Annotated in this window: 19 protein-coding genes; 4 read left to right on the forward strand and 15 right to left on the reverse strand. The window is 67.6% G+C overall.

The features are described 5' to 3' along the window. Positions 1-19 precede the first annotated feature (19 nt). The 7 genes from VK92_RS00005 to osmF form a co-directional block, all read right to left on the reverse strand. On the reverse strand, positions 20-448 hold the full coding sequence (locus tag VK92_RS00005) for a lysozyme inhibitor LprI family protein (protein ID WP_230953549.1): 429 nt from the start codon (positions 446-448) through the stop codon (positions 20-22). A gap of 27 nt (positions 449-475) precedes the next feature. Then, positions 476-1150 carry a lytic transglycosylase domain-containing protein gene (locus VK92_RS00010; protein ID WP_048024887.1) on the reverse strand — a complete coding sequence of 225 codons (675 nt, stop codon included), beginning with the start codon at positions 1148-1150 and terminating at the stop codon, positions 476-478. A 157-nt stretch (positions 1151-1307) separates the two neighbouring features. Further along, entirely contained in the window at positions 1308-1703 is a 396-nt protein-coding gene (gene arr / locus VK92_RS00015) for an NAD(+)--rifampin ADP-ribosyltransferase (protein WP_048024889.1), read from the reverse strand. Between the two features lie 32 nt (positions 1704-1735). Beyond that, positions 1736-2506, reverse strand: coding sequence for an ABC transporter permease (locus tag VK92_RS00020; protein ID WP_104766717.1), 771 nt, complete (start codon positions 2504-2506; stop codon positions 1736-1738). Between the two features lie 14 nt (positions 2507-2520). Beyond that, positions 2521-3468, reverse strand: coding sequence for an ABC transporter ATP-binding protein (locus VK92_RS00025; protein WP_048024892.1), 948 nt, complete (start codon positions 3466-3468; stop codon positions 2521-2523). Further along, complete coding sequence (locus tag VK92_RS00030; RefSeq protein ID WP_048024894.1) at positions 3465-4643, reverse strand: ABC transporter permease; 1179 nt, start codon at positions 4641-4643, stop codon at positions 3465-3467. The genes VK92_RS00025 and VK92_RS00030 overlap by 4 nt, the downstream gene beginning before the upstream one ends. Beyond that, positions 4640-5563, reverse strand: coding sequence for a glycine betaine ABC transporter substrate-binding protein OsmF (gene osmF, locus VK92_RS00035; protein ID WP_027790640.1), 924 nt, complete (start codon positions 5561-5563; stop codon positions 4640-4642). Before osmF ends, VK92_RS00030 begins: the two co-directional genes overlap by 4 nt. Before the next feature lie 164 nt (positions 5564-5727). Between osmF and VK92_RS00040 the strand changes: the two genes are divergently transcribed. Then, positions 5728-6657, forward strand: coding sequence for a 2-hydroxyacid dehydrogenase (locus tag VK92_RS00040; RefSeq protein WP_027790641.1), 930 nt, complete (start codon positions 5728-5730; stop codon positions 6655-6657). A 134-nt stretch (positions 6658-6791) separates the two neighbouring features. On the opposite strand, the gene VK92_RS00045 is transcribed toward VK92_RS00040, so the two are convergent. The 3 genes from VK92_RS00045 to VK92_RS00055 form a co-directional block, all read right to left on the reverse strand. After that, the gene (locus tag VK92_RS00045; protein WP_053076295.1) at positions 6792-7895 is read right to left on the reverse strand and encodes a terpene synthase family protein; all 1104 of its coding nucleotides are present in this window, start codon (positions 7893-7895) and stop codon (positions 6792-6794) included. Between the two features lie 47 nt (positions 7896-7942). Continuing rightward, on the reverse strand, positions 7943-8905 hold the full coding sequence (locus VK92_RS00050) for an SAM-dependent methyltransferase (protein ID WP_048024897.1): 963 nt from the start codon (positions 8903-8905) through the stop codon (positions 7943-7945). A 503-nt stretch (positions 8906-9408) separates the two neighbouring features. Next, a complete protein-coding gene (locus VK92_RS00055) occupies positions 9409-11367 on the reverse strand; it encodes a Xaa-Pro dipeptidyl-peptidase (protein ID WP_048024899.1) in 1959 nt (652 codons plus the stop codon). Positions 11368-11958: 591 nt separating this feature from the next. Between VK92_RS00055 and VK92_RS00060 the strand changes: the two genes are divergently transcribed. Next, positions 11959-12774 (forward strand): hypothetical protein, encoded by an 816-nt coding sequence (locus VK92_RS00060; protein ID WP_048024901.1) that lies wholly within the window; start codon positions 11959-11961, stop codon positions 12772-12774. 28 nt (positions 12775-12802) lie between these two features. Here the strand turns inward: VK92_RS00060 and VK92_RS00065 are convergent, their stop codons facing one another. Next, positions 12803-14056: a lipoprotein-releasing ABC transporter permease subunit gene (locus VK92_RS00065; protein ID WP_048024902.1), complete on the reverse strand. Its 1254-nt coding sequence runs from the start codon at positions 14054-14056 to the stop codon at positions 12803-12805. A gap of 11 nt (positions 14057-14067) precedes the next feature. Next, positions 14068-14352 (reverse strand): hypothetical protein, encoded by a 285-nt coding sequence (locus VK92_RS41395; RefSeq protein ID WP_131723327.1) that lies wholly within the window; start codon positions 14350-14352, stop codon positions 14068-14070. 12 nt (positions 14353-14364) lie between these two features. Between VK92_RS41395 and VK92_RS00070 the strand changes: the two genes are divergently transcribed. Next, complete coding sequence (locus VK92_RS00070) at positions 14365-20361, forward strand: alpha-2-macroglobulin family protein (protein WP_048024903.1); 5997 nt, start codon at positions 14365-14367, stop codon at positions 20359-20361. 54 nt (positions 20362-20415) lie between these two features. Next, on the forward strand, positions 20416-22827 hold the full coding sequence (gene pbpC, locus VK92_RS00075; RefSeq protein WP_053076296.1) for a penicillin-binding protein 1C: 2412 nt from the start codon (positions 20416-20418) through the stop codon (positions 22825-22827). Between the two features lie 31 nt (positions 22828-22858). Here pbpC and VK92_RS00080 read toward each other — a convergent pair whose 3' ends face one another. The 3 genes from VK92_RS00080 to VK92_RS00090 form a co-directional block, all read right to left on the reverse strand. Beyond that, positions 22859-24265 (reverse strand): methyl-accepting chemotaxis protein, encoded by a 1407-nt coding sequence (locus tag VK92_RS00080; protein ID WP_048024905.1) that lies wholly within the window; start codon positions 24263-24265, stop codon positions 22859-22861. Between the two features lie 267 nt (positions 24266-24532). Beyond that, positions 24533-25603: a porin gene (locus VK92_RS00085; protein ID WP_048024907.1), complete on the reverse strand. Its 1071-nt coding sequence runs from the start codon at positions 25601-25603 to the stop codon at positions 24533-24535. A 185-nt stretch (positions 25604-25788) separates the two neighbouring features. Next, on the reverse strand, positions 25789-26371 hold a 583-nt coding region (locus tag VK92_RS00090; RefSeq protein ID WP_048024909.1), incomplete at its 5' end, for an AMP-binding enzyme.

Consider the following 26371-nt stretch of genomic DNA (forward strand, 5'->3'; position numbering starts at 1 on the left):
GCGGACGATCGTCCGCCGTTTACTGCTGCGCCGGCTGCGGCGCGTCGCCCTGCGCTTCCCATTTCTTCAGGATGCGCACGCGCGCCTGGCTGAAGTCGACCCAGCAGTTCAGCCACGCGTCGTCCGGAATCATCTGCTGCGGATTGGCGGCTCGGACGTAGTCGCACGTGTCGCTCGCGAAGCCGTACCAGCTTGCCTGCGATTTCGCGAGCTGTTTCGCCGCATCGGGGTTGCGTTGCCGGGTCTTGCGTTCGAGCGACCGGTACGCGCGTTCCACTTCCTGGTTGTTGTTGTCGACGACGCACCGGCGTACCGCATCCATCGTCGGCCCCTGCCGTTCGCAATCGACCGCGGCGAACGCGGACGCTGCGCCGCTCGCGAGCGCGGCGACGGCAAGAAGGCGGGTGACGTACCGGATCGTGTCGCGCATGCGCGGAGAGGGAGTCATGGGGCGGGACGTGTGCGACGTACCTGCTTATTGCGCGTTGCGCGCCGACGTCGATGTCGACGTCGATTCGCTCACCGGCACCATCCGCGCCTTCGTCTCGTTCGCGGCTTTCGTGTCGTCGTCGGGTTCGAGCACGAACCGGAACGAATCGACCCGCTGCATGACCTTCGCCGCATACGCGCTGGATCCGCCGCTGTAGCTCTTCAGCCCGGCCAGCACGTTGCCGCCGGCCGCTTTCACGTAGCCGGAGAGAATCCGGGAGCCGGCCTCGACGTTCGCATTCGGTTCGGTCAGGTCCTTCACGTTACGCAGCATGCCGCGGTGTGCGGACGGCACGACCTGCATCAGTCCGGTCGCGCCGTGCTGGCCGCGCGCCTTTTCCTGGAAGCGCGATTCGATCGAGATGATGGCGTAAACGAGTGCGGGAGGCAGCGAATATTTCGTCGCAGTGACGCTCACGATATCGGCGAGCTTGGCGGCCCGTTCCTTCGCGACACCGAATTTCTTCGTCAGGTAGGACGTGATGCGGCGGTTTGCTTCGTTCGGCTGATCGTCGGCGTTCGCGAGCGGCGCGGAGGCGACAGCCGGCGCCGACGCCAGCACGTCGGGCGCAGAGGCAGGCGCTGCGGGCGTTTGCTGAGCCGATACCTGTTGCGCAATGCCGAGCGAGAGCACGATCAGCCAGAAAAAGCGTCGTCGCATGGTCGAGTGCGGGGAAATGGGAGGCGCATAGTATATCGGCCAATCGGGCAAGACGGTCGAGCGCCGGCTCGAATGAAAGCGATGTGTAGGCTTGTGACGTTCGCAACGATCGACGCGGCGATCGTTGCGCGGACACGCATCGGAGTCCGGATGACCGCTAGTTGATGATCTCGCCGATGCCGGTTTCGATGCGGATTCTCAGTTGCTGAATGAACGCCGGATCGTACGGTTCCCAGTGATCGAGTTCGCCGACGATCTTCAAAGGCGATGTGCTTCGATACGAGCGCGTCGGATTGCCCGGGAATTTCTTGTCCGTGACGTTCGGGTCGTTTTCGAATGCCCCGGTGGGCTCGACGATATAGACCCGCGGCTTGCCGTCGCCTTTGGCCATTTCCGCGGCAAGGCCGGCGCCCTTGGGCAGGGCCGTGAAATAAACGTGATTCATCACGACGTCATCCCGGTAATTCGATCTGAAGCCCGCCGTCAGCACGTCGCCGATCCGCAAATCCGCTTTCGTGCCATGAAAAAACGGGCCGGTGTCCAGGACAGCCATGGCTTCTCCCTTGGAAAATGTCGCGACGACTTCTAGGCGCGCCGCGCGCTCGCCACTCGCGCGATCGCGCCGATCGCATCGCTGACGAGCACCGCGAGCAGCCCGACGATCACGCCGCCCTGCAGCACGAACGCGGTATTCGACGTCTGCAGGCCCGCGATGATCACGTCGCCGAGGCCGCGCGCGGCGACCGTCGAGCCGATCGTCGCGGTGCCGAGATTGATCACGACCGCGAGCCGGATGCCGTTGACGATCACCGGGAACGCGAGCGGCAGCTCGACCGACACCAGTTGCTGCCAGCCGCTCATCCCCATCCCGCGCGCGGCGTCGACGACATCGCGCGGCACGTCCTCGAGCCCCGCGATCGTGCTTTCGAAAACCGGCAAGAGACCATACAGCACGAGCGCGATCAGCACGGGTTTCAGCCCGAAGCCGACGGCCGGCACCGCGAGCGCGAGCACCGCGACCGGCGGGAAGGTCTGGCCGATGTCGACGACGCTGCGCGCGACCGGCAGGAAATCCGCGCCGGCCGGCCGCGTGACGAAGATCCCGGCCGCCACCGCGACGATCGTGCCGATCAGGCTCGACAGCGCGACCGTGCCGAGATGCGCGAGCGTCAGGTCGAGCAGGCTCGCGCGATCGTAGATGACGGGCGCGCCGTTGTCCGCGAACGGTGCGAAAAGGCCCTGCAGCCACATCGGCCGCACCAGCAGCACGAGCAGCAGCGCGAGCGCGGCGGCGCGCGCCGTGAACGCGGCAACGTGGCGGGGCAGGGGCGAACGCAAGGGCCGTGTGCGTTGCATGGTATCCGGCGTCGTCATGCGGGCTGCCTGGCGTGCGCGCGGATCGCGTCGAGCGTGATGCGGCGCGCGCCGCGCGCGTTGCGTGCATCGCCGTCGTCGACGGGCAATGCGTCGACACCGCGCCACAGCAGTTCCGACACCGCATCGCGCAGCGTGCGCGTCGCGTCGATCGGCTCGCCGTCCGCATGGCCGGGTTCGGCCACCGCGTCGATCGGCGTTAGCGCGAGCAGGCGCAGCGGCCGGTCGACGCCCGCGACGAGCTGCTCGACGACACCGGCCGCCGGCTTGCCGAGAATCTCGGCCGGCGGCGCAACCTGCAGCAGCCGGCCGCCGTCCATCACCGCGATCGTGTCGCCGAGCTTCAGCGCTTCCTCGATATCGTGCGTGACGATCACGACCGTGATGCCGAGTCGGCGCTGCAACGCGAACAGGTCGTCCTGCGCCTTGCCGCGGATGATCGGGTCGAGCGCGCCGAACGGCTCGTCCATCAGCAGCATCGCGGGCTCGGCCGCGAGCGCGCGCGCGACGCCGACACGCTGCTGCTGGCCGCCCGACAGTTCGTGCGGCAGCTTGTCCGCGAACTCGGCCGGCGCGAGATGGAACAGGTCGAGCAGTTCGTTCACGCGCGCGTCGATGCGCGCGGCCGGCCAGCCGAGCAGGCGCGGCACGGTCGCGATGTTGCGCGCGACGCTCCAGTGCGGAAACAGCCCGTGCCCCTGGATCGCGTAGCCGATGCCGCGCCGAAGCTGTTCGGGCGCGACGGTCGCCGTATCGACGCCGTCGATGCGGATCGTGCCGCTGGTGGGGGCGATCAGCCGGTTGATCATGCGCAGCAGCGTCGACTTGCCGCTGCCCGACGCACCGACGAGCGCGGTGATCGTGCCGCGCTGCATCGTCAGCGAAACGTCGTCGACGGCGACGACATCGCCGAAGCGTTTGCCTGCATGTTCGATCTCGATCATCCTGTACGCCCCTTCGCGAGCGTGGTCGCGGCTTCGAATATGACGGCGGCCACCAGCGCGAGCGCGATCGTCGGGATCGCGCCGAGCAGCACGAGATCGGCGGCCGATTGCCCGATCCCCTGGAAGATGAAGGTGCCGAAGCCGCCGCCGCCGATCAGCGCGGCGACCGCGGTCAGCCCGATGTTCTGCACGAGCACGATGCGCACGCCGCTCAGGATCACCGGCAGCGCGAGCACGAGGTCGACATGCAGCAGCCGCTGCGCGCGCGTCATGCCCATCGCGCGCGCGGCTTCGGTCACGTGCGGCGGCACTTGTCCGAGCCCGACCACGACACTCGACGCGATCGGCAGCAGCGAATACAGGAACAGCGCGAGCACGGCCGGCGCGACGCCGATGCCGCGAATGCCGAGCGCGGCCGCGAGCGGCACGTGTGCGGCCAGCAGCCCGAGCGGGGCCATCATCAGCCCGTACATCGCGATGCTGGGGATCGTCTGCACGATATTGAGCACGGGCATCGCGACGGTTCGCACCGCCGCGATGCGCGCGCAGGCGATGCCGAGCGGCACGCCCGCGACGAGCGCGGCGGCCACCGAGCCGCCCGCGAGCGACACGTGACGGATCGCTTCGCGCCAGAAATCGTCGCTGCGCACCGCATATTCGCGCATCACGGAGAGGCCGTCCCACCAGCCGCTCGCGAGCGGCACCGAGATCGCGGCGATCGCGACGACGAGCGCGGCGAGGCGCCGCCACGGGCCGAATGCGAGCCGTGCGAGCGCGTCCGCGACGAGCACGGCCCACGCGAACAGCAGCAGCCAGACGCCCGCGTCGGGCGACACGCGCGCGAGCATGTCGTCGGCGGCGACGACGTGCGTCGCGGCCGCGCCGAGCGCGTACGCGAGCGTCGCGAGCCATGCGCAGCCGGCCGCGAGCCGCCACGCGGGGCGGCTCGCCTTCATCGCCCACAGCGCGCCGGCGATCCACAGCGCGGCCAGCGCCGCGCCCTGCATCGCCGGCAGCGCGGCGAACACCGACAGCCCCGTGCCGGCCGCGATCCGGTTCGGCCGCAGCACGACGAACGGCAGGCCGAGCACCGCGACGATCGTGAGGATTCCGATCAGGATGCCGACCTTGTCGGGGATCACGCGCCGCGCGGACGCCGCCGCGCGTTCGGTCATTTCACGAAGCCCTTCGCTTTCAGGTAGCTTTTCGCGACGCCGGCCGCCGGCTCGCCGTTGATCTGGATGCGCGCGTTCAGCGACTGCAGCGTCTTCAGGTCGAGGCTCGCGAACACCGGTTTCAGGTAATCGGCGATCTGCGGGTGCGCTTTCAGCACGGCTTCGCGGATCACGGGCGCCGGCGCGTAGACGGGCTGCACGTGCTTGTCGTCGTCGAGCACCGCGAGGCCGCTCGACGCGATGCCGCCGTCGGTGCCGTACACCATCGCCGCGTTCACGCCGTCGGTCTGGTTCGCGGCGGCCTTGATCGTCGCGGCCGTGTCGCCGCCCGACAGCACGACGAGCTGCTCGGGCTTCAGCTTGAAGCCGTACGCTTTCTCGAACGACGGCAGCGCCGACGCGCTGTTCACGAATTCGGCCGACGCGGCGAGCTTCACCTTGCCGCCGCCCGCGACCCACTTGCCGAAATCGGAGAAGGTCTTCAGGTGCTGCGACTGCGCGACGGGGGCGAGCAACGCGACGCCCCACGTGTTGTTCGCGGGCGCCGGGGCGAGCCACACCAGATGGTTCGCCGCGTAGTCGAGCTTCTTCGCGGCGTCGTAACCCTGGCTCGCGTTCTTCCACAGAGGATCGTCGGCCTTGTTGAAGAAGAAGGCGGCGTTGCCCGTGTATTCGGGGTAGATGTCGATCTCGCCGCTCGTGAGCGCCTTGCGAACGATCGGCGTGGTGCCGAGCGCGATCTTTTCGGTGACGGGGATGCCGTGCGCCTTCAGCACTTGCGAAATCAGGTTGCCGAGCAGGTTGCCTTCGGTGTCGATCTTCGACGACACCACGACGGGTGCGTCGGCGTGCGCGCCGGGTGCGACGAGGGCAGCGGCGAACGCGAGGCCCAGAATCCGGGCGGGCAGGGCGAGCTTCATGAGCCAATCTCCAGGACGGGGGCGTAGGCCGCACGTTACTTGACTGGGCGGGCTTTGGCAAACCGCGTGCGGCGGCGTGTCCACAGCCCGCGTGGGGATAGCCTGCATGAGTCGCGCGGGCTTGTTACACTCGATTTCGTCTCCGCCTGCCGACAATTGCTGACATGAAACCCGAGCTGCTGGTCCTCATCGCATTGCGCGGCGACGCGCACCGCGAGATCGCCGCGTCGTTCGACGTGCGCCATGCCCCGACTGCCGAAGAACGCGAACGCGCGATCGCCGAACACGGCGGCACGATACGCGCGGTGCTGACCAACGGCAGCACGGGGCTCACCGGCGCCGAGATCGACCGGCTTCCGCAACTCACGTTCGTCAGCGCGCTCGGCGCGGGCTACGAGCACATCGACGTCGCCCATGCGAAGGCGCGCGGCGTCACGGTCGTGACGGGCGCCGGCACCAACGACGACTGCGTGGCCGACCACGCGTTCGCGCTGCTGCTCGCGGCGGTGCGCAACGTGGTGCCGCTCGATGCGAAAACCCGTGCCGGCGTGTGGCGCGACGGGCTGCCGATGCCGCCGAACGTGTCGGGCAGGAAGCTCGGCATCGTCGGGCTCGGCAAGATCGGCGAGAAGTGCGCGCGTCGCGCGGCCGGCTTCGACATCGAGATCGGTTATCACAACCGGTCGGAGAAGAACGTTCCTTATCGCTACTTCGACCGCGTCGACGCGCTCGCGCAGTGGGCCGATTTCCTGATCGTCGCGACGCCGGGCGGCGCGGGCACGCGGCACCTGATCGACCGCACCGTGCTCGATGCGCTGGGGCCGGGCGGTTTTCTCGTCAACGTGTCGCGCGGCAGCGTTGTCGATACCGCTGCTTTGGCAGACGCGTTGCGCGAAGGGCGCATCGCGGGCGCGGGGCTCGACGTGTACGAAGGGGAACCGGAACCGCCGCGCGCGCTGACGGATCTCGACAGCGTCGTGCTGACGCCGCACATGGGCGGCTGGTCGCCGGAGGCGCTCGATCGCTCGGTGCAGCAGTTTCTCGACAACGCGAAGCGGCATTTCGCGGGGCAGCCGGTGTTGACGCCGGTGTGATCGGCGGTTTGCGCTGCCGGTGCGAAACAAGGTCGCGGTCTGAAGGTCGCGGTCGGCGTCGGGGCCGCCCCGCTCGACGCGGCTGCGAAACCGGCATGCCTCCGGGAACCGGGCCGGACTCCCGATCGGGTGAATCAGTTCGCGGGACGCTCGCCCGCCCGGTCCGCCGCTGCCACTTCATCGGTGGACGGTAGCGGCCGAATGGTCACCTCGCCGGAAATGAACCGTTTCCCTTTGAAATCCCGGCCGTGGTAGCGCGTGCTGATTGCGTGAAATTCCGCGTTGCCGGAGGCCAGATGCTCCAGTTCGGTCACATAGGCACGCACATCCGCCCGGTTCCCCAACGGGCCGGCCAGGACACGATCGCGGGCGGCCATCAGGTTGCGCTCGTTTTCGGCAACCAGCGTCGCCAGCTTGTTCAATGCATCCTGGAGTTTCAGGCCTTCGCGATACATCAGCAGCCAGACGGAATTGACCGAATCGGCGATATGGATTTCCTTTCGGAATGAATACGGGTCGTTGACCAGCGTAATCGAGTCGATGGCGGCCGTTCTCATTTCTGCCAGCGATCGGTCGGCAATCAGGTGATCGGTCATGTCCACGTCGATCGCGTACTCCGTCATGATGGCGGCCCATTCCCCGTAATTGTCGATGCGCCGCATTTCCAGGTAGGCGTCGAACGTTAACTCGTCCATTTTCAGCGCCAAGGGATCCGTCTGTCTGATGATCAACGTGTGAAGCGATTCCTCCAGCCGTTTCCAGACGCGCGGTTTCGACAATAGCTGGTCCTTGATGGGGAGCCGCCCGTCATGCAGCAGTTGTGCGATCGGGGCCGTATCCGGCGGCCGGATGCCTGCGATCGCGTCGAAGTAGTGCTGTCGCAAAGCCGACCGCCGTTGCGTTTGCTCCAGCATGTCCGGGTTGGTGATGGTGTCGTCGATCAGCGTCGTGATGCTCATCATCCGTTCGAGATCGTAGATCCTGTCGTTCAGGGTGTGCGGATAGCACAGGCCCCCGAATGACGGCATGCTTTGTGCCAGATAGTGTTCCACCGCCTTCTGGCTGCCGTAATGGGCGAGGATATAAGGACTGTCGGTGAGCGCGATCCGGCGCTCCGTCTCGTCGTGGAGCGGATGCCACATCGGTTTCAGTTGCAGATGGAAGTCCGGGTGGAATATTTTTTCCCCGGGCTTCGGCAGGCCGGGCAGGTTGCGGACGAAGTTGGGAATGTCTTTCATGGCAGGTTCTCGTGCAGGACGTTCGGCGGCCGGAAGAAGGACGGATTTCATCGATCGCGCTCGAGCACGAAGCTGTAGATCGAAACCTGATGCTTGACGATGGCGACCGCCAGGCTTTCGCACATGACGCGGAGTTCCTCCAGTGCCCCGACTGCGCCCGCCGGGAAATGCCGCTCGATGTTGTCCTGCACGCTCAACAACCATCGTGTCGCGTCGGTCCTGTCAGGCAGGATCCGCATGTCCTTGACCGAGAAACCGCTTTGCTCGAACACCTGGCGCAGGTACGCCGGCGTCTTGCGATACTTGCACGCCAGCCTGTCGACCATGTCAGGCGTATCGGAGCGATATTCCGAGAGATCGACGTTATATAGGTTGTCCGAAATAATGACGGTCCCGGTCGGGGTCAGCCGCTGCCGGAGTTTTGCCATCACCATTTCGAAGAGATCGTACGGAAAGTGGGAGATCTCCCCGCGCATGATCGCGAGGTCGTAGGGTCGCTCGATATCCGGCAGCAAATCGATGTCCAGCGCATTGCACCGGAACAGCTTGATCCTGCCGGACAATCCCCGCGCCGCATTCATCTCGGCACAGTATTCGAGCTGGCGATCGCTGATGTTGATGCCATCCAGGCGATGGCAGTCGGGAAATCGCTCGGCCAGATCCCGCAGCACCGTTCCCCATCCACATCCGATATCGAGTATCCGGTTGACCGGCTTGTCATCCGGCATTTCCAGTCCGGCGATCTCGAGTTGCCGTTCGAAATAGCGGAGACCGGATTCGTCGAGGTCGATCGGCCCGGACGATTGAAAATGGTCATATACGCCGAACTGGAACCAGAGACGATTGCCGATGGCCTTGCTCCAGTTCTGCGGGTCGTCCTGGTAAGCCTGTACGACCCGGGATTCGTAATCGCTCCGCTCCGGGCCCCGAATCGCCACGAACGGCATGCTGCCTCGATGATTCAATGGCAGGGTTGAAGCGGCTGTCGTATCGGTGGACAGATTGCTCATCGCAATTCTCCGAAGTGGGGCGCGACGTCATGTACTGGAATGCCGGGATTCCGGTTCGTGGTGCGGTAGTGATGGCTGCGATAGGCGGTTGCCCGGTCGAGGCGGGCGGGGCTTCGACTGAAACAGGGAATCCTGCGTACCCGATGCAAGAAAACGAAAGCGAGGTCCGCCGAACGAGATGTCCGCAACCGTTGACGGGCATGAGGTGACGTGCGAATCAGGCGAGTCTCGCGCCGACCGCTTCAGCGTGCCCGGATTTTTTTGAAATCTAGTCGATGGGTTTTCGATGTCAAGCGACAGTATTTTGTTTCGTTTTTTGATTTAAAGCGTCGCTTGATTGATGGAACGTGAAATTATTATTCGGGCGCAGCGTTTTAGGGAAACGGGGGAGTTGAATGGACGAGATGTAACGGTGTTGCCCTTGAGTTGATGCGGCGCTGCGTACCGCCCCTGTCCGCCACGCGGTCGTGGCCGCGCGACGGGCAGGAGGGCATGCCGCTTTTTTAGAGAGCGGCCAGCGGCACCGTCACCGACGTCCCGGCCGGATCGAGCGTGAGGCCCGTGCCCGGCGTCGGCCGCAGCGTTGCCTCGTTGTCGCTGGACAGGACGACGAGCCCCAGCCGGTGGCCGGCTTCCAGCTTGTAGTCACGCGGCATGAAGGTCAGCTTCAGGTCGTACGGCAAGCCGGGCAGCACGGGTTCCGACAGCCACTCGGAGAGCCGGTTGCGCGGGTCGGTCCACGCGCGCGTGACGATCGTGGCCGTACCGTCCGGCGCACGATCGACCAGCAGGGCCGTCACGTTGGCCACCGCCGTGAAGGTCAGCCTGACGCGTGCGGTCGCGGCGCCGGACAGGCGTGTCGCGGCCGTGAGCGGCGCGGTTTCGAAGCGGCTGCGGTTTTCACCCGTCGCTGTGTTCGCCAGCGTGAGCGCAGGGATGCGCGCATCGTCCGTGAAGCGCGCGAGCGGGCCGCCGGTCGGCTGCCGCAGCAGCGTGCCGGTGCCCGCGCCGTCGCCGCCGGCAAAGTACGTGACCGGCGTGGCGTGGCGTGCGGCCCAGTCCGCTTCCTTCAGCAGCGTGCCGTCCGCCTGCTCGATCACCGCGCGCGGATCGCGTTCGACGCCGTTGTCGTAACCGATCAGGTAACGCGTGAACCAGCGGTTCACCTCCGCGGTCCACGCATCGGCCATCGCCGGCACGCGGGTCGGGTCGGTGTGCTTCAGGCGGTGCAGCCACAGCTGCGTCGGCACGCCCTGGCGCCGCATCGCGAGATACCACGACGTCGACTGGTCGACGCGCACGTTGTCGTCGGTCAACCCTTGCGCAACGAGCGCCGGCGCGACCGCGAAGCCGGTCGGGATGTCGCGCGCGGCCCAGAACGGCGAATAGTCGCCGGTCTTGCGGTCTTCCTGCTGCAACGCTTCGTCGATCAGGTGCGTGCAACGCTCCGGATGCGCGTTCGTCAGCAGCGCCTTGATGTACACGTCGACGTCTTCGCCCTGATAGCCTTCCGGCGCACGCACGAGCCCGCCCGAGCGGTAGTAGCCGTACATGTTCGTCAACCCGGCGACCGGCACGATCGCATCGAGCCCGCGCGTGCGCAGGCTCGCGACCATCTTCGGCAGCGTGCCGTCGTACGACACGCCGTACATGCCGACGTGGCCCGTCGACCAGTTCGCGACGACCGTCTTGCCGTTCGCGTCCTTCGCGGTCGCGTCGCGGCCGAGCCAGCGGATCACCGATGCCATCGCGACCGATTCGTCGCGCGTGAGGATCGTCGGGCAACCGTCCGAGCCGGCGGTGCCGAGCGAATCCGCGTAGACGATCGTGAAGCCGCGCGGAATGAAGTAGCCCTCGATCCACGAGCGCCCGGCGGCGGCGGCTTCCACCTGCTGCAGCATCCGCACCTGCGGCGCGGCAGCCATGATGTGCGCGGAGGTCGACGCGGCCGCGGCCGCCGGCGCATTGGCGGCGGGGTGCGGCGTGCCGTCGAGTTCGACGTCGACGTTGTGGTCGGGGCTGTCGGCGAGGCCCGCGTAGTACGGGCTCGCGAGCACGATGACGGGCGTGCGTGCGCCGTTCGCGGTTTCGGTCGGGCGCACGATGCGCACGTGGATGCGGTCGCGCGTGCCGTCGCCGTCGGAATCGACCGACGTGTCGACCCACGCGTTCTCCTCGATCGTGCCGCCCGACAGCGACGGCTGCACCTGGCCGTTCGCGATCACGGGGCGGTAGCGGCCGCCGCTGGCCGGATTGGCGTACGGGACGCCGGACGGCGAGAAGCGTGATGCGAGCGACTGCTTGTCGGCCGCCGATGCGGCGGCCCCCTCCTGTTGGCCCTGCGCGAGCGCCGAGACGCCCGCCACGCTGCCGCCGTCGTCGCCGCCGCACGCGGCGAGCGTCGTGGCCGCCACGAGCGCGGGAAGCCACGCGCGACGCAATCCGGTTCGATGAATGTCCATTGTCGACCTCTTGTTGTGATTGTCCGGAACCGGCCGGCCCGCGATATGCCCCCCGCGGCCCGGCCGGGTGCTGCATCGGATGAAGCGGAACTGCACCTTCGAAAGCGCCGGGCGCAATGCCCGGGTGTCACGGCCGGCGTCGACGCGCGTCACGCGTCGCGCAACCCGGCGGGTGTCGGGGCGACTGCATTGCCCCGACCGGAAAGCGTCAGCACGGCAGCCGTTTCATGACGCGCGGTCGGCCCGCTGCCGGCGGTGCGAAATGAATGGAGGAGTGCGAATCAAATGTGGGCATGCCCGATCTTCCTTCTGGTTTCGGATGAAACGGAACGGCACGATGCGATGAGGCGGGGATGGTGCGAACGGCGGTGCTGCAACGGCAGGAAAGCGCGACGCGAGTCGGCGAGGCGAGCCGGATTGCTTTCCGGAAGCTTGCGCAAACTTATCTCAGTGAAATCTCGGTGTCAAACTTTTTTAGCTCAAGTCAAACAAAGTATTGGCGCGCGCTTCGCGATCGATGTGCGATCGGTCTAAATTTCCTCGAAATTTGTCCGTAAACGGTAAAAAACGGATTGAAAGGAGAGAGAGGGCATGACGATTTCAGTCACGGCAGCGAGCGGCCTGACGCTCGCGCAGATGGTGCAGGAAGCCGCGCTCGACGGGCGTCGACAGGCGGACACGGCGGCCGGGAAACCGCAGGACACGCCGCTTGAGATCCGGGCGCTGGACCCGGTCGCGATGCAGGCGGCGCGCACGAAGCAGATGACGATCCTGGGCGACCTGTCGACGAAGCTGCGCGACGTCACCAGCCAGCTCGCGACGAGCCTGCAGGAGATCATCGCGAAGCGCCCGGACCTGGCCGACGCGAAGTTCGACTTCATGACCGACAACGGCCGGATCAAGGTCGTGTCGAAGACGATGACGGAGAGCGATCGCGCGTGGGTGGAGTCGACGCTGAACGCGAACGCGGGCCTCGTGCTCGCGACGCGCGAGTTTCACCAGCAGGCCGTCGACTTCGCCGAGCAGGGCGCCGCCGCGGTGGGCGACACGTTCTCCGACGACGATCGCAAGGTGGCCAGCCAGCGCGCCGACGCGGACTTCCTCTTCATGAAGGAGATGAACGCGTCCGTCGCGCGCAACCGGAAATTCGAAGAGGTCGGCGGGCATTTCACCACGCAGGACGGCACGCGGCTGAACTTCGACGAGTCGGCCGGCAGCGCACGCGGCACGCTCGCGCTGCTGGATACCGATCGTCAGTTGTCGTCGGGCGCGGCGATCTTCGTCAGCGACGTGTCGGGGCAGAAGACGTACGGCAGGCGTGCGGGCCTGATCGACGTCGGCTTCGGGAACGCGTTCGAGGACATCCTGAACGGCACCCATAGCCTCGGTTTTCACGAGACGGCATGACGGCGCGCCATGCCGAAGCGCCGCGCGCCTATTCGTCGCGCAGCGCTTCGGCCGGCCGTACCCGCGCGGCGCGCCAGCTCGGGTAGAGCGTCGCGACGCACGACATCAGGAATGCGGCCGCGGCGATCTCGATCACGTCGGCCACCGCGAGCTTCGACGGCAGCGAACTGAGGAAGTACACGGACGGCGTCAGGAAGTGGATGCCGAGCAACCGCTCGACCGCCGGCAGCACCCACGGGATGCTCACCGCGATCGCGCAGCCGAGCGCGACGCCCGCCAGCGTGCCGGTGAGGCCGATCGTCATCCCCTGGATCGCGAAGATCTTCATGATCGACCCGGGCGGCGCGCCGAGCGTGCGCAGGATCGCGATGTCGCCCTGCTTCTGCGTGACGGTCATCACGAGCGACGACACGAGGTTGAACGCGGCGACCGCGACGATCAGCATCAGGATCAGCGACAGCATGCGCTTTTGCAGCCGCTCGGCCTCGAACCACGTGCGGTTCTGCCGCGTCCAGTCGCGGATGTAGAGATCGCCCGACAGCGAGCGCGACAGTTCCAGCGCGACGTCCGGCGCGCGCTGCAGATCGTCGAGGCGCAGCCGGATGCCGGTCGGCGCGCGCACGTTGAACAGCGTCTGCGCGTCGCGGATATGGATGTATGCGAGCGCGCTGTCGTACTGGTAGTGGCCCGACTCGAACGTGCCGACCACGTTGAACTGCCGGAACTGCGGCAGCGCGTCGCCGATGCGCGCGGTGTTGCCGGGCGCGAAGAACGTGATGCGGTCGCCGATCTTCACGTGCAGCGCGTCGGCCAGCGCCGAACCGAGCACGATGCCCATCCCGCCCGGTACGAGCGCGTCGAGCCGCCCCGTCTTCGGCTTGCGCGCGATCTCGGACACGCGCGGCTCGAGCACAGGATCGATGCCGCGCAGCGCGACGCCCGTCACGCTGCCCGCGTTCGTCAGCAGCGCCTGCGCGTCGACGTAGGGCGCGACGGTGCGCACCGCCGGATTCCGCAGCGATTCGTGCGCGGTGAGCCGCCAGTCGGGCATCGCGCCGGTGGGCGAGAAGATTTCCACGTGCGCGAGCACCGACAACATCCGGTCGCGCACTTCGGTCCGGAAACCGTTCATCACCGACAGCACGACGATCAGGGCGGCGACGCCGAGCGCGATGCCGGCCATCGCCGCGCCGGCAATGAACGACACGAAGCCGTCGCCGGCCGAGCGCCGGCCGCCGCGCGCGTAGCGCAGCCCGATCTGCCATTCGAACGGGAGTTTCAAGCGGGTTCCTTTCATTTCGATTCGATTCGTGCCGAGCCGCGCATTCTAGCGAACGCGGCGCGGGTGCGCGCAGCGGTTGGGGCGGCGCGCCGAAATCCCGTCCGACCGGCCGGTCGACGGCCGGCGTTGCGCGCCGGCACACCGATATTTCCATCGTTTCGGGTCTGATCGATAATGGCGGCCAGCATCCGGTCGAACACCACATTCCAAGCATTCCGGCGCAACCAGGGCCGCGCCGTCACAGACCAATAAATCTCGGGGAACGCCGCCGAAGCCGGCCGCACGTCCTTGAACAAGGAAATAACAACATGGATTTGCTGCGCTTCCTGCTGCTCCTGCCGATTCGCGCGGCGGGCTTCGTCTGGTGGCTGCTCGGCTGCGCGCTGCGGCCGCTGGTCGGCGACGTGTCGTGGACGGCGCCCGCGTGGATGGGCATCACCGCCGCGGCCGTGCGCCGCCGCCCGTGGCATGCCGGCGGCCTCGTGCTGCTCGCGGCCGCGCTCGGCTACGGCGGTTACTGGTTCAAGCATCGGCCGAAGCCGCCGGAGCCCGAGACCGTCACTTTCACCGTGAAGGCGCCGCCGATCACCACCTATGAGGTGGACGACAGCGACAAGCCGAAGATCACCGTGCATCCGCTCGACGTCGTGTTCGCGCAATCGGCCGCGCCGATCGAGCAGGTCGGCAAGCCGGCCGGAGACGGCATCGAGATGACGCCCGCGCTCAAGGGCGCGTGGGCGTGGGTCGACGACAAGACGTTGCGCTTCACGCCGGCGGCCGACTGGCCGGTCGGCGCGCACGTCGAGGTGCGTTTCGCGGTGCACCGGGTGTTCGCGCCGCAGGTGACGATGCACGACGACCGCTTCGCGTTCGATGTGCCCGCGTTTGCCGCCACGTTCGGCAACAACGAGTTCTACCGGAATCCCGACAATCCGGCGGAGAAACAGGCGCTGCTGCAGCTGCGCTTCAACTATCCGGTCGATCCGGCCGAATTCGAGAAGCGCATCGGCCTCGTGCTGGTCGGCCGCGACGGCAAGAATGCGACGCCGCTGCGCTACACGGTCAACTACGACAAGATGAAGACGAGCGCGTGGGTGTATTCGCAGCCGCTCGAGATTCCGCGCGATCCGCTGGTCGCACGGCTCGACGTCGACAAGGGCGTGAAGAGCGCGCGCGGCGGCAACGGCACGCCCGACGTGCTGCACGCATCGGTCGACGTGCCGGGGCTGTACAGCCTGTCGATCGACAACATCGCGCCGACGCTCGTCGACAACGAGCGCTACGAGCCCGAGCAGGTGATCGTCGCGGAAGCGTCCGACGGCGTGCGCAGCGCCGATCTCGCCGCGCGCGCGAAGGCGTGGGTGCTGCCGAAGCGCAAGCCGGGCGTCGATCAGTCGGACGACGATCCGCCGTACGAATGGAACGTGGCCGACATCAGCGAGGCGGTGCTGAAGCAGTCGAAGCCGCTGCCGCTCGAGGCAGTGCCCACCGAGAACGATTTCGCGACGCTGCAGAGCTTCAAGTACCACGCGACGCCGGGCGAGCGCGTCGTCGTGCGGTTCGAGGGCGACTTGAAGTCGGCTGGCGGCTACCTGCTCGGCAAGCCCGTGACGACCGCGTTCACGGTGCCCGACTATCCGAAGCTGCTGCGCTTCATGGCCGACGGTTCGCTGCTGTCGATGAGCGGCAGCAAGCGGTTGTCGGTCGTGTCGCGCAACCTGCCGGGGATGAAGGTCGAGATCGGCCGCGTGCTGCCTGACCAGCTCCAGCATCTCGTGAGCTTCAACAACGGCACGTACGCGCGGCCCGAGCTGTCGTATTCGTTCAGCGAGGATCACATCGTCGAGCGCTTCGTGCAGACGCGCGCATTCCCGGCCGGCGACCCCGGCAAGGCGCATTACGAAGGCATCGATCTCGGCCAGTACCTGAAGGGCGGCAAGCGCGGCGTGTTTCTGCTGCACCTGACGAAGTACGATCCGGCCGCTGAGAAGAAAAAGGCCGACGACGCGAAGGATGGCGATGCTTCGTCCGGCGACGGCAGCCAGGATCAGTCCGACAACGCCGATTCGGGCGACAGCAGCGGCAACGGCGACGATAGCGACAGCGCGCTCGGCGATACGCGCCTGATCGTCGTGACCGATCTCGGGATGCTGGTCAAGAAGGCGCTCGACGGCAGCCAGGACGTGTTCGTCCAGTCGATCCGCACGGGCAAGCCGGTTGCGGGTGCAACGGTATCGGTGCTCGCGGTGAACGGCCAGGCACTGTTCACGCAGACGACCGCCGCCGACGGCATCGTGCATTTCCCGGCGTTCAAGGGGCTCGACCGCGAGAAACGTCCGCAGCTGTACGTCGTGAAGAAGGACACCGACCTGTCGTTCCTGCCGGTGGCCGGCCGCGATCGCCAGCTCGACTTCTCGCGTTTCGACGTCGACGGCGAGCGCAATGCGACGGGCCAGGGGCAACTGTCCGCGTACCTGTTCTCGGATCGCGGCCTGTACCGGCCCGGCGATCCGTTCCACATCGGCCTGATCGTGCGTGCCGCGAGCTGGGCGCGCAGCCCGGCAGGCGTGCCGCTGCAGGCGGAGATCGTCGACCCGCGCGGGATCACGGTCGAGCGCAAGCCGGTGACGGTCGATGCGTCGGGCTTCACCGAGCTCGGCTATACGACGGCCGAAACGGCGCCGACCGGCACGTGGACGGTCAACCTGTACATCGTCAAGGACGGCCAGCCCGGCGCGGAGCCGATCGGCAGCACGACGGTGCAGGTGAAGGAGTTCCTGCCGGACCGGATGAAGGTCGACGCGAAGCTGTCGCAGCAGGTCGTCGAAGGGTGGGTGAAGCCGAAGGGGCTGAAGGGTGTCGTCGACGCGCAGAACCTGTTCGGCACGCCGGCGGAGAAGCGTCGCGTCGCGGCGACGCTGACGCTGCGCCCGGTGTGGCCGTCGTTCCGCAGCTGGCAGGGTTATCACTTCTTCGACGCGCGCCGCGCGAAGGAGGGCTACACGACGACGCTGCAGGACGGCACGACCGACGAGCACGGCCATGCCGAATTCGACCTCGACCTCGACAAGTACGCGGACTCGACCTACCAGCTCTACTTCCAGGCGAAGGCCTATGAGGCGGAGGGCGGGCGCAACGTCGCCGCGAACGCGCAGACGCTCGTGTCGAACAACGACTGGCTCGTCGGCTACAAGTCCGTCGACGATCTCGGCTACGTGAAGCGCGGCAGCCCGCGCACGGTGCGGCTCGTCGCGATCGATCCGAACGCGAAGGCGATCGACGTGAAGGGCCTGCGCGCGCAGCTGGTCGAGGAGCGCTACGTGTCGGTGCTGACCAAGCAGGATTCCGGCGCATACAAATACGATTCGCGGCTGAAGGAGGTGCCCGTCGACGAGAAGCCGCTGACGATTCCGGCGGCCGGGCTCGACTTCACGCTGCGCACCGACAAGCCGGGCAGCTATGCGCTCGTGATCCGCAACGCGGACGGCGCCGCGGTGAACCGCATCGAGTATTCGGTCACGGGCGACGCGAACGTCACGCGTTCGCTCGACCGCAACGCGGAGCTGCAGGTGAGCCTCGCGAAGCACGACTACAAGCCGGGCGAGCAGGTCGAGATCGCGATCCGCGCGCCTTACGCGGGCAGCGGCCTGATCACGATCGAGCGCGACAAGGTGTATGCGCATGCATGGTTCCATGCGGACACGACGAGCTCGATCCAGCACATCACGGTGCCGGCCGGTTTCGAGGGCAACGGTTACATCAACGTGCAGTACATCCGCGATCCGTCGTCCGATGAAATCTTCATGAGCCCGCTGAGCTACGGCGTCGTGCCGTTCTCGGTGAACCTCGATGCGCGCCGCAACGCGCTGTCGGTCGATGCGCCGGCGCTCGTGAAACCCGGCGACACGGTGAATTTCACCGTGCATTCGGCGAAGCCCGCGAAGGTCGTCGTGTTCGCGGTCGACGAGGGCATCCTGCAGGTCGCGCGCTACAAGCTCGGCGATCCGCTGAAGTTCTTCTTCCGCAAGCGGATGCTCGAAGTCGGCACGTCGCAGATCCTCGACCTGATCCTGCCGGACTTCGAGAAGCTGATGGCGATGGCCGCGCCGGGCGGCGACGCCGACGACGCGATCGGCCGTCAGTTGAACCCGTTCAAGCGCAAGCGCGACAAGCCGGTCGTCTACTGGTCGGGGATCGTCGACGTGAACGGCGACACGCGCCTGAGCTACACCGTGCCCGACTACTTCAACGGCAAGCTGCGCGTGATGGCCGTGTCGGTGTCGCCGGACCTGGTCGGCACGTTCGAGGGCGCGACGACGGTGCGCGGCGACTTCGTGCTGTCGCCGAACGTGCCGACGACGCTCGCGCCGGGTGACGAGGCCGACGTCAGCGTCGGTGTCTCGAACAACCTGACGGGCGCCGGCAACCAGCCGGTGCCGGTCGCGGTCACGCTGAAGACGGGGCCGCAGTTGCAGGTGATCGGGCCGGCCACGCAGAACGTCGCGCTCGCGCCGCAGCACGAGGGCGTCGCGATGTTCCGCGTGAAGGCGACCGATACGCTCGGCTCGGGCGCGCTGTCGTTCGGTGCGCGCTACGGCGCGAAGGGCGCGCAGCAACGCGTCGACGTGTCGGTGCGGCCGGCCGCCGCGTTCCGCACGCAACTCGACATCGCGCGGCTCGACCCGGGCAAGAAGGCGAGCGTGCCGAACCTGCGGTCGATGTACGACGCGTATGCATCGCGCGACGCGAGCATCTCGACCGCGCCGCTCGTGCTGTCCGAAGGCGTGGCGTCGTATCTCGTCAACTTCGAGCACTACTGCAGCGAACAGATGGTGAGCGCGGCCGTGCCGCACGTGTTCGCGGCGAAGTGGCTGTCGGTGCGCGCGCTGACGAGCGCGATGCATGCGACCGACGCCGGCGCCGACACGTCGAATGCGGAGGCGATCGCGCAGTTCCTCGGCGTGCTGCGCGGCCGGCAGAACGCGCAGGGCGGGTTCGGCCTGTGGAGCGCGACGCCCGACGCCGATCCGTTCGTGTCCGCGTACGCGATGCACGTGTTGCTCGACGCGCGCGAGCGCGGCATCGCCGTGCCGAAGGACATGCTCGACGCGGGCAACCAGTATCTGCAGAAGCTCGCGGCGAACGATTCGCTCGGTTCGCTCGACCTGCTGCGCCAGCGCGCTTACGCGGTGTACTTGCTGACGCGCCAGGGCAACGTGACGACCAACAGCCTCGCGGCCGTGCAGAAGCGGCTGCAGGACGCGTATCCGAACGACTGGAAGAACGACCTCGCGGCCGCCTGGCTTGCCGCGTCGTACCAGCTGCTGAAGCAGGACAAGGAGGCCGCGGCGCTGATCGCGGGCCCGCAGGCGCTGCTCGAGCGCAAGCGCGCGTCCGACGGCGGTTACGCGACCGGCTACTACCTCGATCCGCTGACGCGCGACGCGAGCGTGCTGTACCTGATCGCGAAGCACTTCCCGGAGCGCGTGCGCAAGCTGTCGCCGCGCGCGATGGACAACCTCGCCGCGCCGCTCGTCGACAACCGCTACAACACGCTGTCGTCGGCGATGACGATTCTCGCGCTCGATGCGTATGCGGCGTCGAGCGCGGGGCAGCTCGACCAGCTCGCGATCGACGAGGTGCGCGCGGGCGCCGCGCCGAAGGACGTGTCGTCGATCCAGGCGAACCTCGTGCGCTCGGGTACGTGGACGGCCGGTGCGTCGCGTGTCGACTTCGTGAACGGCAGCACGCTGCCCGCGTGGTGGATCGCGAGCCAGTCGGGCTACGACCGCGGCACGTCGACGAAGGCGATCCGGAACGGCCTGGAGATCGTGCGCGACTACACCGACACGGACGGCAAGCCGCTCGGCAAGATCACGCTCGGCCAGGAGATCGACGTGCACCTGAAGATCCGCGCGACGGGCCAGGCGAACGTCGGCAACGTCGCGATCGTCGACCTGCTGCCCGGCGGCTTCGATCCGGTGATCGCGCCGCCGCCCGTCGCCGACACGCAGGACGCCGACAGCGACGGCGGCGCGTCGGCGCCCGCGGCCGATGCGCCGTGGCGTTCGCCGATCGGCGTCAAGGGCTCCACGTGGCAGCCGCAGTTCGCGGACGTGCGCGAGGACCGCGTGGTGATCTACGGCACGGCGACGACCGACGTGCGCGAGTTCGTCTACCGGATCAAGGCGAGCAACGCGGGCCGCTTCGTCGCGCCGCCGGCTTACGGCGAGTCGATGTACGACCGCCGCGTGCAGGCACAGGCACCCGGCGGCACGGCACTGACCGTGGAGCGCGTGCGATGACGACGCGGCTGCAACGGCCGTGCCAGAGGTGCCGGATGCGCGGAGTGCCCGCGCGTGGCTGACGCCCCGGTGCTGCGGCGCGCGCTGCGCGGCGCCGGCCGCTGGCTGCATCGCTGGCAGAACTGGATCGCCGGCGCGCTGCTCGTATTCGGTGCGCTGGCCGCGTGCCGGCTGTGGCCGCATCCGCCGCTGCGCGACTGGAAGCCGTCGTCGGTCGCGGTGGTCGATGCACAGGGCCGCTTGTTGCGGCTCACGCTGGCGAAGGACGACCGCTACCGCCTGTGGGTGCCGCTCGACCGGATGTCGCCGCAGCTCGTCGAGGCCGTGATGCTGCACGAGGACCGCTGGTTCCGCTGGCATCCCGGCTTCAACCCTTACGGCCTCGCACGTGGTGCGTGGATCACGTATGTGCGCGGCGGCAATCCGCAGGGCGGCTCGACGCTGACGATGCAGCTCGCGCGCTCGCTGTGGCGGCTGAACACGCGCACGCCGGCGGGCAAGCTCGAGCAGGTTGCGCGCGCGGTGCAGCTCGAACTCTTCTATTCGAAACGGCAGATCCTCGAAGCCTATCTGAACGATGCGCCCTACGGCCGCAACGTCGAAGGCGCGGGCACCGCGAGCGTCGTGTATTTCGACCGGATGCCCGATGCGCTGACGCTGCCCGAGGCGCTCGCGCTCGCGGTGATTCCGCAGGACCCGGCGCGGCGCGTGCGCGGCGGGCAGGACGAGATCAACCGTGCGCTGGCCGCGTCGCGCAACCGGCTGTATGCGCGTTGGCTGACGAAGCATCCGGGCGATGCGTCGCTCAAGCCGCTGTTCGCGTTGCCGCTTGCGATGCGGCCCTTGTCGGCGCTGCCTTTCGATGCGCCGCACGCGGTCGACCAGGCCCTCGCCGCGCGCAGCGCGTGGCGCACGGCCTCGGGCGGTGCGCCGGACGACAGCGACGGCGGCGCGCGGCTCGTGACGACGCTCGATCTCGACCTGCAGCGCACGCTCGAACGGCAGATCGCGCGTTATGTCGCGCGCAACGACACGCGCGGCGTGCGCAATGCGGCGGCCATCCTCGTCGATACGCGCGACATGGGCGTGAAGGCGCTGGTCGGTTCCGCGAACTTCTTCGACCGCACGATCGACGGGCAGGTAAACGGCACGCTCGCGCGGCGCTCGCCGGGCTCGACGCTCAAGCCGTTCATCTATGCGCTCGGTTTCGACCAGGGCGTGCTGCATCCGCAAACGGTGCTGCGCGACGTGCCGACCGCGTTCGGCCCGTATGCGCCGGAGAATTTCGACGGGCATTTCCTCGGGCCGATCACCGCGACCGACGCGCTGAACCGCAGCCGCAACGTGCCGGCCGTGTGGGTCGCATCGCAGCTCAAGTCTCCCGACCTGTACCGGTTTCTGCAGGAAGCCGGTGTGCGTCGGCTCGCGAGCGCGCAGCACTACGGGCTCGCGCTCGTGCTCGGCGGCGGCGAAGTGACGATGCAGGATCTCGCGGGCCTCTACGCGATGCTCGCGAATCGCGGCGAATTCCGGCCGCTGCGGCTGCGCGCGGACGAACCGGCGCTGCCCGGCCGGCGCTTGTTGAGCGCGGAGGCGAGCTACATGACGATGGACATGCTGCGCCAGCATCTGCGCCCCGACGAAACGAGCGGCGCGCAGCCGTCGAGCGTGCCCGTCTACTGGAAGACCGGCACGTCATGGTCGTTCCGCGATGCGTGGACGGCCGGCGTGTTCGGCCCGTACGTGCTGGTCGTGTGGGTCGGCAATTTCGACAACTCGACCAATACGGCGTTCGTCGGCGTCGACGCGGCCGCGCCGCTGTTCTTCCAGGTCGTCGACGCATTGAATGCCGAGCGCACGCTCGTCGAGCCGCCGCGCGCGGTGCCGCCGCGCCTGAAGCGCGTGCGGATCTGCCTCGCGAGCGGCGACCTGCCGAACGAGTGGTGCCCGCAGCAGGGCTGGACGTGGTTCATTCCGGGCACGTCGCCGATCCGTGTGAGCACCGTGCACCGGCCGGTCGTGATCGACGACGCGACGGGGAAGGCCGCGTGCCCGCCTTACGACGGCAAGCGCACGCATACGGAGATCTTCGAGTTCTGGCCGTCGGATCTGCAGCAGGTGTTCGTGCAGGCCGGCATTGCGCGCCGGCGGCCGCCGCAGAACGCGGAGTGCCGCGACGCGGGGCAGGTCGACGGCGATCCGCCGCGCATCACGTCGCCGTTGCGCGGCAGTACGTATGCGATGCGCGTGAAGAGCACGGAGGAGACGCGCATCGCGTTCAACGCGACGGCCGATGCGAGCGCGCATGCGCTGTACTGGTTCGTCAACGATGCGTTCGTCGGGCGCAGCGTGCCGGGCGATGCGCTGTTCTGGCAGCCGCGGACGGCCGGCAGCTATACGGTGCGCGTGGTCGACGATCACGGCCGCGGCGATCAGCGGCCGCTGGCGGTGGGGCTCGAACAGTGATGGACGACGGCCTGCCGGTGCAGGGCCGGCCTCAGACGCTGTAGCCGATCCGCAGCACGCCCCATTGCCGTCCGCCGACGACGATGGGCGCGGAAACGTCCTTCATCAGCGCGAAGTTGCCGTTGCCCATGTCGCGCCGATAGGTCTGCAGCAGGAACGGCTTGGTATGCGACACGGAGGTGCGCGCCGTGCGATCCGTGTAGATCCGGCGATTCCGGCAGTTCGCGGCGTTCCACGCGGCGTCCGCGCGCTGGGGCAGCGAGAATTTCCGGTTGTGGGTCGGCAGGTAGCACTGCCGGTCGAAGCTCGCGCAATAGACGATGCGCGCGTCGATCCCGAGCACCGGCTCCTGGATGGCCGGCAGCACGCGATCGGTGAAGTCGGTGAAGCGCGTCATGAACTGCTGCGGATCGGTGCCGGGAATCGGCACGTAGTTTGCGTCGAAGAGCGCGTCGAGTGCGATTTCGCCGCGCCCGACCGCTTCCTCGAAGCACTTGCTGATCGCGGCGGCCGTGTGCCGCGCGGTGTCGATCAGGCGCGTGTCGGGCGATTCGATGCCGGTCGCGGCCGTGAGTTCGATGAGCGTCTCGGAGACGGAGAGCAGGTTGCCGAGCCGGTCCTTGGCCTGCGAGAAGTTGTCGCTCGAATCCTCGACGCCGGATGCCATCTCGCCGACCTGTTCGTCGAGCCGGTGGCATTGCGTCTCGATGTCATCCGTCAGCGACGCGATCTGCTCGGCCTCGCCGGCGAGCTCGGTGATCGCGTGCCCGGTCGCGTGCACGACTTCGCCGATCGTACGCGTGCCCTCGCGCACGCGATGCGCGCGGGCGGCGTTGTCGGTTCCTTCCGCGATCAGGTGTTCGGTCTGCTCGGCGAGGCGCGCGAGGGTCGTCTCGATCTGGGCCGTCGCCTGTCCGGTCTTCGCGGATAGGTTCTTGACCTCGGCCGCGACGACGGCGAAGCTTCGGCCCGAATCGCCGGCACGTGCGGCCTCGATCGCGGCATTCAGCGCGAGCAGGTGAGTTTGTCGCGCGATCACGGAGATCTCCTCGGACACGGCCCGTACATGATCGAGCGCGTCGCGCAGCGCACCCATCTGGTTGCCGATCGACGTGACGCCTTCGACGAGGCCGTGGATGTCGGCGAGCGACGCCTCGATCGTCTGTTGCGACTGGCGAACCGCGTTCGACGCATTCGCGCTCACGGCGCGCACCTGCTGCGCGGCCTCGGCAATCCGGTGATTGCCGCGCAACGTGACGGCGGCCGATTCGCGCAGCGTGTGGCAGACCTCCGCCTGTCGGGCGACGCGGGCCGCGACTTCCTCGACGTGACCCGACACGTCGCAGATCTCGATGCCGAGCTTGCCGGCCTGCTCGGCGATGTCGCCGACGAGCGCGCGCGACGAACGGTGGCCGCGGCCGATTCCGAAGAAGTTCACGTTGCAGGGTCTCCTTGAAGGGACGCGTGCCTGGTCATCGGCGGATGCTGGGCGTGCGTTCCTGTCTTGACGGCAGTGAGGGCACGGACTTGAGGTCGGGTAAACATCGAGGCCGGGATCGCGATGGCGGATCGTCGGGCCGGTGCGGCGCGTTGCCCGCCATTCACGGCTTTTGCTGCTTTTGCGGCGTTTGCGGCAGCCGTGTTCCGGCGCCGGGCCGGATGGGCGCACGCGGGCTGCCCGGCCGGCCCGGCGCGTCGCGCCGCGTCAGAACACGTGGTGGATGCCGGCGTTGACGCCGACCGTCGTGCCCGGCAACCCGAACAGCGCGCCGCCCGTGATGCCGAGGCCCGTATTCATCGCGCCATGGTTGTTGACGACACCGACCTGCGCGTACAGGCCCGTTCGCTTCGACAGGCTGTAGTCGGCGCCGAGCGCGGCGAGCAGCGAATGATTGTGCGAATCGTTGCGATCGATCGTGTACCACGCGCCGGTGTTCAGGTCGAGGGCCGGCGTGACACGATAGTCGAGGCCGGCGCTGTACACGTTGTTGCTGAACGAACCGGCAACCTTGTAGCTCGTGAACGACGCCTTGCCGGTCAAGGGCCCGAACGTGTAGGCGGTGCCGATCGTGCGGCCGACGAACGCGACCGTGCTCGATACCGGCGTCGGCGACGTGCCGCCGTTGCCGTCGTAGAGCGCCGCGTTGAGCATGAAGCCGCCATTCGCATACGTGAGGCTGCCGGAATACTGGCGTCCCGCCTGGAAGTCCCCGGCTTTTCCGCCGAAGCCGAACATCGCGCTGCCCGTGAGCCCGGCGATCGTCGGGCTCGTGTACGAAATCGCATTCGGGTTGAAGAGGCCGGTGACGAGCACGTTGTCGACGTACGGGATCAGCGCGGCGCCGAAGTGCGAAACGTTGCGCGGGTCCGATCCGAGCACCGCGAGCACGAACGGCGAGAACTGCAGGCCGACCTTCGTTTCGCCGAACCCGCCGTCGATCCCGACCCACGCCTGGCGGCCGAAGAAGTTGCCGTTCGAATGGCCGAACGCCCCGTCGGTGATGTTGAAGCCGCTCTCGAGCTTGAATTTCGCGTGCAGCCCGCCGCCGAGATCCTCGGTACCCGTCAAGCCGAAGTTGGTCGGCGTCATGCCGGTATCGGTCAGCGCGAACTGGCGGCCCGCATTGCCGCCGGTCGTCGAATCGAGCGACCGGCTCGTGTAAAGCAACGCGGCGTCGAGGTCGCCGTACAGCGTGACGCTGCTCTGCGCGAAAACACTCGTGCTCGCCGCCGCGCCGAGCAGCGCCGCGCAAATCGTCCGTGTCGTGATCTTCATCGTCTGTCTCCGTTTTGTTGAATTTAGTAATACGTATAGCTAATTAATATTGCGGCGGCTGAATCGACGCGTGCCGCCTGCATGCCGTGCCGTCGGGGAACGCACGGCGGTGCTTCGCGAGGGCCGGAATGCGACCGCATCCCGGCACCGCGACGAAGCGAAACGCTCCGCCCGGGCGGGCGGTGTTACAGCGAACGGTTCAACTGCTCGAGGATGGCCGGGTTCTCGAGCGTGGACGTGTCCTGCGTGATCGCTTCGCCCTTGGCGAGCGAGCGCAGCAGGCGCCGCATGATCTTGCCCGAGCGCGTCTTCGGCAGGTTGTCGCCGAAGCGGATGTCCTTCGGCTTCGCGATCGGCCCGATCTGCTTGCCGACCCAGTCGCGCAGCGTCTTGGCAAGTGCCGCGGCCTCCTCGCCTTCCGGACGCGAACGCTTGAGCACCACGAACGCGACCACCGCCTCGCCCGTCGTGTCGTCAGGACGGCCGACCACGGCCGCCTCGGCCACCAGCTCGTGCGAGACCAGCGCCGATTCGATCTCCATCGTGCCGAGCCGGTGGCCCGACACGTTCAGCACGTCGTCGATCCGGCCCATGATCGTGAAGTAGCCGGTGTCCTTGTCGCGCACGGTGCCGTCGCCAGCGAGGTACAGCGTGCCGCCGAGTTCTTCCGGGTAGTAGCTCTTCCTGAAGCGCTCCGGGTCGCCCCAGATCGTGCGGATCATCGCGGGCCACGGGCGCTTGACGACGAGAATGCCGCCTTGCCCGTTC

The sequence above is a fragment of the Burkholderia sp. LK4 genome (assembly GCF_001043615.1).
GTDB classification, from domain to species: Bacteria; Pseudomonadota; Gammaproteobacteria; order Burkholderiales; family Burkholderiaceae; genus Burkholderia; species Burkholderia cepacia.